At 37.4% G+C, this 13527-nt stretch carries 10 protein-coding genes, 1 pseudogene and 1 riboswitch; all 11 genes and pseudogenes read right to left on the bottom strand.

Going from position 1 to position 13527, the window contains the following annotated elements; all coding sequences use genetic code 11:
- Positions 1-14: 14 nt before the first annotated feature.
- The gene (gene meaB, locus FZF09_RS06940; RefSeq protein ID WP_158735852.1) at positions 15-956 is read right to left on the bottom strand and encodes a methylmalonyl Co-A mutase-associated GTPase MeaB; all 942 of its coding nucleotides are present in this window, start codon (positions 954-956) and stop codon (positions 15-17) included.
- 16 nt (positions 957-972) lie between these two features.
- Positions 973-1683 carry a FadR/GntR family transcriptional regulator gene (locus FZF09_RS06935; protein ID WP_158735851.1) on the bottom strand — a complete coding sequence of 237 codons (711 nt, stop codon included), beginning with the start codon at positions 1681-1683 and terminating at the stop codon, positions 973-975.
- Between the two features lie 21 nt (positions 1684-1704).
- A complete protein-coding gene (locus FZF09_RS06930; protein ID WP_158735850.1) occupies positions 1705-3339 on the bottom strand; it encodes an AMP-binding protein in 1635 nt (544 codons plus the stop codon).
- A 21-nt stretch (positions 3340-3360) separates the two neighbouring features.
- The gene (locus FZF09_RS06925) at positions 3361-4545 is read right to left on the bottom strand and encodes a M24 family metallopeptidase (protein WP_158735849.1); all 1185 of its coding nucleotides are present in this window, start codon (positions 4543-4545) and stop codon (positions 3361-3363) included.
- A gap of 344 nt (positions 4546-4889) precedes the next feature.
- A complete protein-coding gene (locus FZF09_RS06920) occupies positions 4890-5102 on the bottom strand; it encodes a hypothetical protein (protein WP_158735848.1) in 213 nt (70 codons plus the stop codon).
- A gap of 124 nt (positions 5103-5226) precedes the next feature.
- Positions 5227-6015, bottom strand: coding sequence for a sigma-70 family RNA polymerase sigma factor (locus FZF09_RS06915; RefSeq protein WP_158735847.1), 789 nt, complete (start codon positions 6013-6015; stop codon positions 5227-5229).
- A gap of 1062 nt (positions 6016-7077) precedes the next feature.
- Positions 7078-7974, bottom strand: a complete 897-nt coding sequence (locus FZF09_RS06910; protein WP_158735846.1) for an AEC family transporter — start codon at positions 7972-7974, stop codon at positions 7078-7080.
- A gap of 1035 nt (positions 7975-9009) precedes the next feature.
- On the bottom strand, positions 9010-9786 hold the full coding sequence (gene cobA / locus FZF09_RS06905) for a uroporphyrinogen-III C-methyltransferase (protein ID WP_158735845.1): 777 nt from the start codon (positions 9784-9786) through the stop codon (positions 9010-9012).
- Positions 9787-9801: 15 nt separating this feature from the next.
- Positions 9802-10416, bottom strand: a pseudogene (locus FZF09_RS06900) (precorrin-2 dehydrogenase/sirohydrochlorin ferrochelatase family protein).
- Positions 10417-10768: 352 nt separating this feature from the next.
- Positions 10769-10953: riboswitch (cobalamin riboswitch) on the bottom strand.
- Between the two features lie 41 nt (positions 10954-10994).
- The gene (locus FZF09_RS06890; protein WP_158735843.1) at positions 10995-11582 is read right to left on the bottom strand and encodes a histidine phosphatase family protein; all 588 of its coding nucleotides are present in this window, start codon (positions 11580-11582) and stop codon (positions 10995-10997) included.
- A 921-nt stretch (positions 11583-12503) separates the two neighbouring features.
- Positions 12504-13517 carry a phosphate acetyltransferase gene (gene pta / locus FZF09_RS06885; RefSeq protein WP_158735842.1) on the bottom strand — a complete coding sequence of 338 codons (1014 nt, stop codon included), beginning with the start codon at positions 13515-13517 and terminating at the stop codon, positions 12504-12506.
- Positions 13518-13527 lie beyond the last annotated feature (10 nt).

The raw sequence follows: 13527 nt of genomic DNA, 5'->3' as shown, positions 1-13527 counted from the left end.
TTCCCCTCCAGATTTTAGGATTTAATAATATATTCAGCTATTTTATTAGCAGCGGAAAATGGATTCATTGTTCCTTCTTTTACTTGCTCTATAATACTTTGAGTTTTCGGGTTTGTTTTGAATTGACCTTCGACACTTTCATGGACTATCTCATCAAGTCTTCCAACAAACCGATTATAATTGCGTTCTTTTCTTTTCTTTTCCCATGCCTTAGTTGTAATTAAATGAGTTTTATGGCGCTCAAGTTCATCTATTAATTCAGATATCCCTTCTTGTTCAGTGGCTATCGTTTTTAATACGGAAGGTTTCCAGTCCTTCCTTTCAGATTCTTTAATCATTAATTTTAAGTCTTTTACACTTTCGTCTGCTCCTGGTCTATCCGCTTGATTGACGACGTAAATATCAGCAATTTCCATGATTCCTGCTTTTACAGTCTGTATGGCATCTCCTAGTCCAGGAACTCCAATTAATACTACAGAATCTGAAATCTCTAATACGTCAAACTCAACTTGACCTACGCCAACCGTTTCAATAATAATAATATCTTTCCCGAAACTATCCATTAATTGAACAATGTCTGCGGTGGAATGTGCCATCCCGCCAAGACTTCCACGGGTTGCCAGACTCTTTATAAACACATTCGGCAGTTTGGCTAATTCCTGCATTCTAATTCGATCTCCCAGGAGGGCTCCACCCGTAAAAGGACTAGTTGGGTCGACGCAAATGATTCCGATGGTAAATCCCTTATTTACTAATTGCTTACATAGCTTACTAGTTAATGTGCTTTTCCCTGCTCCTGGCGGTCCTGTTATCCCAATAACATGAGCTTTTCCCTTCTCTTTATTGGTACGTTTCAGTATTTCATAGCCTTTTTCAGATTGACTTTCTACTTCTTTTAATACCCTGCCGAGTGCTACAGGGTCATTTTTCTCAAACGTTTCCATTAACTTATCCATAGTGACCTCCTTTCTATTATTCATTTTTAAATTGAATACCAAGGTCTTGTTGAGCACGGGTCAAATGGTTCAAGGTTTCTGTATGCGCTTTCGCAGCATCACAATCCTTTATCGCTGTATAAATGTTCCAATGTTCATTATGAAACCTTTCAATCGTACTTATATCCTCTGATAATTTGTACCTTGTTTCTTTTATCTGCTCTTGCAAAAGACCAGAAATTAATCCCATGACCATTACCAGCATTTCATTTTTTGACGCTCTCGAAATAGCCATATGAAAGGAGTGGTCATACTCTGCCTGTGTTTCTTTATCAATACCTACCCTGCTCATGCCCATGAGGTATTTCTTTATTTCTTCCAAATCTTCAGTTGAATGTCTCTTTGCCGCTAAACTAGCAGCATTTATTTCCAGAATCACCCTTAGTTCATACAATTCAGAAGTGTCTAACCCTTTAGATACGGCAATGAGTGACATAAGGCTGCTTAAATTATCCGTATTTGCTTCCTTGATTATCGTCCCTTCTCCTGTTTTGGATTCCAGCATGCCCAAGAAACTTAATATTTTCAAAGCCTCTCTTAAAGAAGAACGACTGACCTCTAAGGATTCTGCTAATTTAACTTCAGAGGGCATTTTTTGTCCTACTTTAATTTTTTTTTGAACTAGCAGATCTTTTATTTGGTCAATAATCACTTCAAACTTTCTTTTTTTTCTTACGGTTTTAAACATTCCCTTCACATCCTGAAATCACTATTTCTCTACCTTTATTCCCTCCGCTTCACGATCCCAAGTATCGTCCGTAACACCTTTTTCTCGTAAGACAACTTTCCTAACTTTTTCATTCGCTGTTTTGGGTATAGATTCTAAAATTTCAATATATCTAGGTACGGCAAAGTAAGGGAGGTTATCTGCACAATATTGGTGTATTTCCCTTTCTGTTATATGTTCTGTTTCCTTTAAAACCACACAAAGTTTAATTTCATCCTCACTGCCTTCTCCCAATTTAGCGGGTACTGCGACAGCGGCAGATTCTTTAACTTTTTGATGATTATCAACAACCGCTTCAATCGATTTTGAGGATATATTTTCCCCTCGGCGTCTGATAGAGTCTTTTAATCTATCAACAAAGTAAATGTAGCCTTCGCCGTCCATCTTGGCTAAATCGCCTGTGTGAAACCATAAATTTCTCCAAGCTTCTACGGTTTTGTGAGGCACATTATGATAACCTTTCATAAAGGTAAATGGGATGAGAGGTCTGACTACAATTTCACCTGTTTGGTCAGTCCCTAACTTTTCATCTGTGTGCGGATCGACAATTTGCACATCAAACCAATCATCTAATGGCTTACCAGCAGACCCCAGTTTTAAAGGTTCATTTAATTTTCTGAAAGTTACCATTCCAATTTCGGTCATTCCAAATCCTTCTAACATTTGCAGACCAAAACGTTTTTCAAAGTCTTCTGCAATATCTTTAGGAGCCGGTAAAGTGATCATCGCTCTTAGAGGGTTATCTATATCGCTTTCTGTCTGTGGTTGACGGTAAATGAATTCACACATTACGCCCAGCGTATTAGTAACTGTCGCCCCACACTCTTTTATTTGACTTAACCATCTTGAAGCAGAAAATCCAGGCCAAATGCTGCAGCGTCCCCCAGCAAATAATGTTGGAAGAATCTGCATATATTTTGCATTAGCATGGAACAGCGGGTGACAAACATAAGATACATCTGTTTCATTTAACTCTGCTGCTCTAGCTGTTGCTCTGGCAAAAATATTCCCAAGTCCAAAAGGCAATTCGACTCCTTTTGAAGGCCCTGTTGTCCCTGAAGTATATAAAATTGCTTGTGTGTCGTGTACCTTTCGATCTACTGGTTGAAATTCTTTTGAATCCTCTATATAACATTCATTCCAATCATAAGCATTCCACTGAGATACCTGAGAAAGATCCGCATTCTCATAACCTACTATAATAACATCTTCTAAATACTTTAATTGATCTTTCACTTCATGAAAACGCTTTAAATATTGCTCATGGATAATAGCAAGACGTGCTTCACAGTCATTCACTTCATGGACAAGAAAAGAACCTTTATAATGCACATTAATAGGCACTTCAATGGCACCTGATAAATTAATAGAGAACCATGAAAACAATATGTCTAGACTATTAGGTAACATGACAAGTACTTTTTCATCAGGTTGTACATTTAATTTTTGCAACCCGTGTGCGAACCCGCAACTTTTATGGTATAATTCAGAATAGTTTATGGGTTGCTCGTTTTCCCACTGTATAGCAGGAGATTGTGGACGATCTTCTGCTTGCTTTTTTAATAGGTTGTTAATAATTATTGTTTCATTAATTTCATTAGTGACGGTATTTTCCATGCTTTTCACTCCTTTTTGAAACTATGTAATTTCATTCAAATCATGATTGACTTCTCCAATAATTTCATGTCCATCGTTCGTTACCAAAATATCATCTTCAACCATCACACCTCCTAGTCCAGGAACCATAAACTTCGGTTCAATAGTGATGATTTGATTTTCCTTTAATGGATGCGTCATTTTTGGCCCTATTACTGGCCATTCATCTAACTCCAACCCAATGGAATGTCCAAGATATTCTCCTCTTTGCTCTTCGACTCCCATGAAATTACGTTCCAAATTCATTTTCTTAGCATAGTTCAATGCTGTCTGATAAAGTTCTGATCCAGTTACTCCAGGTTTCACTTGTTCAATAACTGCAGTGTGAACTTCTACTAGTTTTTTCCACAAATCTTTTTGTTCCAGAGAGGCCTTTCCTACGCAATAGGTTCTAGCCATATCCGCATGATAGGACTTTTTGGAGATTCCATAATCAGCTACTACTAAATCTCCCTTCTCCACTGGTCTGCTTGAAGCTCCCCAGGGAAAAACTGGACTCATCCCTACCCCGGTCACTGTCATGGCATGCCCGGATACTTTCCATGTATTAGGTCCTGAAGCTACTATTCCTCCTCCTGGCAGACCCGCGTCCCATCTGTGAAACCACACCGTTCCATCTCCACCGTTTGACCGTGCTGCATATTCAAAACTTGCCGCAATTTCGTACTCTTTTTTGCCAACTTCTAATGTCTCTAAAATAGCTCTATGCCCTTTGGTCCATAATTTGGCTGCCTCTCTAATTTGGTGGATTTCATCTGCAGATTTGGTAAATCGTTGTTCCATTAGTAAACCAGTTATATTTTTTAAATGAACGTTTCCAAAATCTTCTTTCATTTTGGTTAACATTTTGTAAGAAATAAAATCTAGTTCAGCTCCAAGTGTTTGATTAGGTTTTGGAAGCAAATTCTTTTCTAATAAGATATTTATAATGTCTGAGAATCTCCCTGAAGCATATACAGAATCCATCCATGTTTCCTCTTTTGCCATTTCAAAAGCTCGCCTTACAAATAATACAGGTTCTCCAATGGCAGGTATCCACAGGTTCGCAGGCTGTCCAGTACCAGAAAAATAATAAACATTTCTTGGTTTTTGGATCAAACATGCTTCTATTTCTGCGTCAACAAGTACATTTTGAAAGGACTTGATTCTTTCCTGAAAGATGCCCATTCATTTCCCTCCTATTATGTGGGGAGTCTTAAAAGGAAAAACTCACACATCTGATTGTCGGACTATTAAGAGATTATTTTTAATTCTATCGACCTTTTTATTTAATAAAAATTCAATAGTCTCAATTGTCTGATATTATAATAGAAAAGAACAGTGCGATTGTCTGACAATCGCTTTATTAATCATTTACATCGTAATAAAAATATCGATAATTGTCAACTTAATATTTTTTATTGTCTGAAAAATATTAAATTTCGGTAATAAAAACGTTGAGGAAAAACTAGAGCAGCAGTGGCTGATAACCCAAGACTAAAAGTGAGGGGCCCCTTACACTTCCCACAGAATTATTTATAATCGAGAGTATAGCGTCTTTCGTTATACAGGATAACTGTAGCCTTTCCTTTTTTTCTTTTTAAAATCGGAATAGTTCCCTTCATTGCATTAATATTTTCACTGCCAGGTTTACTCTTTTTATCATCCAATACATATCTGCTGCCATCAACAAGAAGAACGGTTGGTATTCCTTTTTTCTCTTTTAGAAAAGTGACATTACCCATAGGTCTCTCCTTTTTAACCCGTGTTTTTTTCATATTGTTCTGAAAAGACTTAACATGAAAACTGATACCTTCTTATTAAGATTTAGATAAATACATCTCCAAAGAAACGGAATAAACACGTATTTTAAGAAGACAATACTTCCGATTGTCGGATATTTTTAAAAGCTGTTAAAATATGTTTGGAAACCATTGAAGTTGAACAACCAATGATTTTGGAAATCTCTGTTTTATTTAAGCCTTTGAAATAATGCAGGTAAATGACCTTACGCTGAGTTTCATTTATGTAATTTATAATATTTTCAACCATGATATTGTTTAGCGCTTCACCTTCAACGCTTTTTCTTGGAGACCACTCCATAAACGCTATCGTATCGGTGTAAGCTATTGAGTTGTCTCCTTTTGAAGACTTGCTTTTGACTTTATCTTCTTGATAAATGACCTCCTGCATACCATACACAAGATCAAAAGCATCATTCTTTGAAATATGAAAATGCTTCATGGTATCCTCAATAGTTGGATCTTTTGCATGTTCAACCCAAAATTCTTCATGGAAATTCCTATATTTAGGGTACATTTCACGTATACGTTGTGAGATGACCACCATATTCGAGTCGTTTGAGCGTGAAAAGTTTCTGATCTCACCTTGAATCGTTAAATAGGAATATCTGACCCATTCATTTGGTGATAATTCCAAATTGACATTTTTAATGGCTTTAAATAACCCGATGTAAGCTGCCTGAAGTAAATCTTCCCACTCTACTTTATTGACTGCCATAAATTTCGTAGGAGATTTCGTATATCCTTTGATAACAAACTTAATAAATTTAATGGCTTCTTCATTTTGAAGCAGTGAATTTAAATAAGCATCATCATTTTTTGCTTTTAAAAGTTGTTGTTTATCTCTTAAAAACATGAAATCAATCACTCCTAACCTTTTCTCTCTTTATTTACGAAGGAATATTTTTCCTTAAACGGTTCTTTGTCCCTTTTACTTGTAATGATTTCCACTCTTTGCGAAAGCGTTTTCTTTTACTTTTAAAAAAAAGCATCCTAATTAAAAATATAGGCTCTCTCCAAATTATAAAACTTCTTCTTTTGCCTAATACGTAAGGTTAAATTTGTTCATTATTTACAAATGAAAGTGTGTTTATATGTTTGTCAGACAATCGCCTTAACTAAAAATCATTGTACTTGCCCCTCCTTTAAAAGTCAATTGTTATTTTTCTAAATTTTTAGTGATTTGAATCAATTTCATAAGTGCTATTTTGATTAACAAATTTGATTGCAGCGGAAGCGGCTACTCCTGCAAAATAAGCTTGATCTGAAGACCTCACAGGCAGTTTGCCGCCCTTGTTATCGTTTTATTTTCGCTTCCGGCGGACGCTTTTCCGCGGGTTTGGCTTCTACCTCCTAAGTTGTTCGTTTATAATAATATAGAAATGAACGATGAAATTTTAATAACATGTTAAGAATCGTTTATCATTGGCCTAGTCTACTTATCTTCCGCAGCCTGGATTTGGAGATCTTTTGTTTATCACGTTGGGACGAATTTTTTGTTTCGGTAGGAAGTTGTTAAAAGATGCGGCTGTAATGGAAACAGAGTGCCATTTTCTTTTCGAATACTAACGAGAGGTAAATAAAAAAGAGAAGGAGGTGAATGGGATTTTGCGTAGAATTTCAATCCTATTGGGATAAAGGATTATTTAATATGTTTCGTAGTGAACAAGGCGGATAGAATGCCAAGATTATAGGATATTCAGGGTACAGTTCTGCACTTCATAAAACTTTGTGAAATGGATGAAATCTGAGTTGCTGATCTCCGATTTTCAGTTCGTTAAAATGAACGAACAAAACCTTTTAAGATGTTATATACATTTTTGTCTGTTCTTCACTACCGCCTCAATCGATGTACAAGCTCTAATGACAAGACCGATTGAATCAGCCTTTAATCATTCCTCCCGAGTGAATCCAATTATTAATAAAGTATATTTAACCAATATAGAAGACCTGTAATGGAAAAGAAACTTAGAATGGTGCTTAAGAATGTTACATTAGCCACTACTTCAGAACGGGCATTATATTCAACAGCAATTATCGTCATAACAACCGCAGTGGGCATAGAATTTTGCAAAATTATTACCTTTGCCACTGTTCCTCCTATCCCCAATAAATTAACAATACCAATGGTAATAATTGGTGCTATTAATATTTTAAGAATACTTGATGTCATTGTGACTCCAAAGTACCCTTTAAAAGAGGTTCGTGCCAGTTGAATTCCGAGTAATAAAAGAACTACGGGAATCATAGCATCTCCTACCAATTTAATGGGGTCATATAAATAATCTGGAATCTCAATATGAAACGTATTTACAGCAATCGCCGCAATAGCAGCATAGGTGGTTGGTAACCGTAAGATATTATAAATGGCCTTTTTCCAATTCCCATCTTCCAATGATGCAAAATAAATACCTAAGGAATACATAAGTATAAAATTTATAACGACAATTACTACTCCTAATGAGAAAGCTTTTTCACCATATGCTAGTAACAAAACTGGCAAACCGTAGTTTCCTGTGTTAGGAAAAACTGTTGACAACAATGCAGGAGTTAATAAATGTTTTTTACCCATCATTTTAAAAATTAAAAAAGTTACTATTACCATAATGATGGTAAAAATCAACACTGATATCAAAATTTGGTATATTTCAGTGGAGGATAAGGGATTCCGAACTAAAAAGCTAAATATTAAGGCCGGGCTAAGAATTATCATTGCGAGTCTTGATATTGCATTATGGTCCACCCGGGAAAAATGTCCAAATAGATACCCTCCCAACATTATGATCATTACTGGGACAATAACACTTATAATCAACTAACCACCTTCTTCATTTCATGTTTCATATGGGCCATCTTTTATGCTAGACAAGAGCATACCCGCCCCCGTGTAAAAATACAATTATCCTGCCAGGCCTAAGCGGGAAGACCAAAACTTTGAAAATATGTTTAGAGTATTCTCTACCAAATCTAATTCATATCCTATAACTCATAATCAACTTTGGTTTGGATGAGGACGTCATAAAATACTATGTACACAACTCCCTATCCTCGTAGATATCAAGTGGTGCTTTTGTTTATAGTTATGTGCATCCCCTTGTTAGAAAAGCAGTGGTGTACACAAAATACTCTAATTTACAGTAGCGGAACCAACCCAGGTTTTCACCGAATCTTCTTTATTTATAGAGACTAGCTGGTAACCTATTCTTTCGCTGGAGAAAAATCAGATGCTAACCTACTTATCTTCAGCCATAAATAATTAGTAAAGTGTAGTCTATATCAATGATGGCCGATGTTCCTGGCAAGGTGTTGCGGAAGCCCTAAACTTGAACAAGGTGCGGCTACTTGTTATCAGTTCCCTGCTGCTTTATAAATGATTTCTTTCCGATCCAACTCCTCTCCAAATTGTTTTATGAGAAAGAAATCCCTCATTCCTGTCGACTCTTCTGAAGAAATGCCCCTCAATCTAGCAGCCGTTTTCCTCCACACAACCAAAAAAGATACATATCGCGGTACACGGCGCACTGTTTTCAAAGCATTTCAACAAGGAGTACCCGATCCCTGCCCTGGTTTTAGACCCGAACTTAGTCTGATAGAATGTTGGCTATTATTTATCTGTGCAGTTGTGTAATAGGGATTCTGAAAATGAGCAACCTCGTCAACAATCTTTTTCAACTGTTGACCAATAGCAGACAGAGCACCGAGCCGATTGATGTAGGTGGCAAGGTCGATAAGGCTTTCAGTTTGTTCCTATTTTTTCTAGACTTTCCTACAGCAATGATTGGGATTTGCTCCAGCAGTTTAAAAGCTTTCGCTGCTACCAATTTCATTATGAAATTATTTTTAAATATGTTCAGGTCAATGCTTGCTTTTGAGTATCAAGCTGTTCTCCAAACCATTTTAATTTTTCTCTTAAGGAAACAACTTGGCCCACTAAAATAATTGCAGGATGGGTGATGTTTGACTCTTCTGCTTGATCCATGATGTTCTCAAGATTCCCTGTAATAGTTTTTTGTTTTTCTGTTGTCCCCCATTGAATGATAGCGACAGGCGTTTTAGAATCTTTTCCGTGTTGAATAAGTTGTTTACATATATGTTCTAAGTTACCTACACTCATATAAAAAGCTATGGTGTCTATAGCCTGTGCAAGTGCCCCCCAATTCAAATTATCTTGCCCTTTATAAGCTTGACCGTGCCCTGTCACGATGGCAAACGAGGAAGCGTAATCCCGGTGAGTAACCGGAATTCCGGCAAACGCGGGAGCAGCAATTCCCGAAGTGATCCCCGGGACGATTTCATATTCTATATGATGATCAGCTAAAACTGCTGCTTCTTCTCCTCCCCTTCCAAATACGCATGGATCCCCGCCTTTTAGTCTTGCAACCACTTTGCCTTGTAATGCTTTTTCTAAAAGAAGATGGTTGATCTCATCCTGAATAAAGGCATGATTGTTTGGTGATTTTCCGCAATAAATCATTTCTGCACTTTCTTTGGCATAATCCAGGATTTTCGAACCAACCAGCCGATCATACGCAATGACATCAGCTTCTTTAATACATTCGAGTGCGCGCAATGTAATTAATTTAGGATCCCCGGGCCCAGCACCAACAAGATAAACTTTTCCCATCATTTTTTATTCCCCCTATTAATTTGGTTCCGATAATAATTTTAAGAATATTTCGTCCCTCTCGTTTAACTGATCTAAACGAGTCATTTCTAAAAATGGAGGATGTACTAATTTTTTAAGAATTTGTCTCCTTATCCTCACATCGTTAATTTCTTTTATTACTTTTTTCCTGCAATCATATAGAAAATCTACATATTCTTTAAATGCTTCGTCATATTCTGATGAAAGTTCTGTCTTGATTTTCCGTAATAATCCAGAGCTTGCACCCGAAGTGGAGACAGATATGGTCAGCTTTCCTCTTGTAAATGAAAAGGGGACAATAAAGTTACTAAGATCCGGACGATCGGCGATATTGATTAATTGATTTTGAGCAGCTGCCTGGTATACTTGTAAGTTTACTTCCGGTTGATTTGTGGCATCTATAACTAAAAATGAACCCTTTAAATCTTCCGCTTCAAATCGTTTTGATCTCCATACCAGTTGTCCTTTGTTCACCCATTCCTTAACTTTGTCCGTGGTTTTAGTACTAATGACAGTGATTTCTGCCTATGCTTTTAGCAATGTCCCAATCTTCCTTGTACCGACAGAATCGCCGCCAACAACAATGGCTCTTTTTCCTTTTATCCGTAACATAGCTGGATAATACGTATTCAGACCGGACATCTCCTTATTATTTTCTACTTTGCATTTAGGGGTTTCTTTTTTGAAATAGCTTAAATCTCTTCCCTAACGTCTAGCTCCTCCCTTCCCCACAGAGAAGAAAAAGATGGAGGATCATTTCATAGATTGTGAATTTTAAGTAACGGGAGATACTCCCCCAATCTACTTCATTCAATGAGCATGAAACCCAATAAACCCTTAGCCTTTCGGAGGGCTAAGGGTTTAAATCATGCTACATTAAAACACTTCCATATAAGGCATAAGTACAAAAAACACACGATGCCAAAGCGTCTCAATGTTGATGTTTATTCCTCCCACCGAAGAAAAACAAACGACTTTAAAAGCAGGTCTCCTGGCTTACGCTTCATCTTACTCTTGGCCCTTCCCAGTCACGTTGACCAGTGGAATTTGTCCAATTTCATCGGCGATTACAGTAGCGGGGGCTGCATCAGATTTGCACTGAATTCCCTTTTCATTCCATCGCTTGAAACTTTTAAAGTTAAATATTTATTTTTTCTATTAAAATACTTTAGTGTACAAACTTTATATGATCAATAATATTCTAACTTTTCCAGATGAGAAATAAGATTATAACCGTCGATGTTCCATTTATTAGTATTGTAATATAACAGATTCAAACTAGCATTTTCTAATTTCACTTTATCGTAACTGATTTCTCTGTTTGAAACGGCCGATAAAATTGCACGAATCACATCACCATGGGAAACAACAAGAATCTTTTTACCCGGATTTTTATTAACAAGGATTGTAAGCCCTAGCAAGGACCGGTCAGTCAGCATTTGTATCGATTCCGTTTCTTTTATATCTGGACCGAGAAGCGCTGTTTTCCTTGATGTCTTCATTGCTTTAACGTCTTCTCCATAAAATCTTTCCTTAAATTCATCCATTTCCAAGACTTTATCCATTCCGATGTATGCCCCAATGATTTCCGCCGTTTTTTTTGCTCGCTTCAAAGGGCTGGAAACAATAATATCCCAATGTTCTCTTTTTAAAAAATCTCCACAGAGACAGGCCTGTTTGATCCCCTTTTCGTTTAAAGAAATGTCTTTTTGCCCCTGCATGATTCCTAATCGATTCCAGTTCGTTTCCCCATGCCGAACAAGACATATTGTTGTCATGTTATTTACTCCTTATTGACCGACTGTTGAGTTTTAAAATTTTCCATCGCTGGTGGATATTCAATCAAGATTCAAATGACAAAATGACACTTACTCTATACAAATGACAAACGGTTAACGTCTGGACGTGAATATCGACTGTAGAACAGAGTCTTACTAAAGAGCTATTTGGAAAAATGCCGTTGAATTGCTTTAACAATCAAACTAGACGCTTAGCAGAGCTCGTGCGCTTTCAAACCTATGCCTTTGTTTTCTTCCTTTTAGTAGATGCTCTACAGTAAAACAGTGGCAGGTGAAGCAAATGATTTCCCGACTAGTAAACGGTTTGTGCGATTAACTAGCATAATTTAAATGATGTCATACTTCGTTTAAATCACCTGTAAAAACATCAGTTTTGAAGATGCAACGTATATGAGTAACATGTAATACAGCCTATCCTCGCAAGTATCATTGTTACTTTATATTGCATCCCTTGACTTATCATTAGAAAAAACATTGGCGTCTTACATTTACAGTAGCGGGAACTATCCATGTTTGCACCTTCTTTTTCACTGACACCGACAAACCCGCAAACTTGTATTTTGACTAAAATCGTAGAGCATGTTCAAACAATACAGGATATCGATAAACCTTTCCAATAGAACTAGAAAGGTCGCAGACGGGTTTATCACTATCGGTATAAATATTTGGCAGATACGGGACACCTCTGTCACACCGTTTGGAAAGATAGATCTATAAGAAAAGCGCAAGCGCCTTCTTCACGAGCGACAAGTCCTGGAGGGTCGGCATATGGAAAGCTGATCTTTCTTTCCATTGACGAACCGAAGGAACCTCGAACGAGTAGGCTCTGGAGCTAGACTTTATAATTTCTTACCTTTTTAGAAAGAAAAACAGGAGAACCGGTTGAAAGGTTCTCCTGTTTCATTGAACGCTCTTACCTGGTTCAGCCGTTTGACGTTGTTCAATGCACTGTAACCCCGTGATAAGAGCCATATAGTAGATGTCGGTGCTGCTGCATCCTCTAGAAAGATCATTGACTGGCTTATTTAAGCCTTGTAGTATCGGCCCTAATGCTTGAAAACCTCCTAATCTTTGTGTGATTTTATACGCTATGTTGGCAGCATCTAGGTTGGGAAAAATAAATACATTAGCATTACCTTGCAAAGGGGAGCGAGGTGATTTTTTTTGGTTAATTTCGGGGATGATGGCCGCATCAAACTGAATTTCCCCATCAACAGGCCGCTTAGGGTAGTTTTGTTTAAATAAACGGACAGCTTCATGGACCACCGCTGTCTCTTCCGATTGAGCAGACCCCTTCGTAGAATAGCTTAAAAATGCAACGCGTGGAGTTATATTAAACATTTCAGCCGAACAAGAGGTAAGATTAGCAATTTCGGCTAATTCTCGGCTTTCTGGAGAAACATTCACGGCACAATCTGCAAAAAAATAAACCGTTTTTTCTTTCAACATCACAAAATGGCTGCTAATCCTTTTTACAGAAGGCTTCGTCTTAATAAGCTGCATAGCGGGTCTTAAAATGTCGCGGGTGGCATACCGTGCCCCACCGACAAATCCATTTACTTCCCCGCGTTCTAAGAGCATCATTGCAAAGTAATTTGGCTCTTGAATGAGAGCCCCTGCCTCTGCTTTGGACATTTTAGATTTTCGTCTTTCATACATTGCTTCTCTATACGTATTTCGTTTGGGACAGGTTTGTGGATCACAAACGTTTACCGTTTCAGGAATAGACGAGAACAAGTCCTTCCATTTTTTTATCAATTCTTTTTCCTGTCCAATCAACACTGGACGAATAATCTTTTCCTTATCTAACTGATATGCTGCTTGAAGTACACGTTCGTCTTCCCCTTCTGGAAAAACAATCGCTGGATACTTGCTGCGCACTTTTTCAACCATTTCGGCAAATAATACATTCATACCATCCCTC

The sequence above is a fragment of the Alteribacillus sp. YIM 98480 genome (assembly GCF_009765375.1).
Classification (GTDB): Bacteria; Bacillota; Bacilli; order Bacillales; family Marinococcaceae; genus Alteribacillus.
The sequence above is the reverse complement of the archived record's forward strand: the minus strand, read 5'-3'. Positions and strand labels throughout refer to the sequence as shown.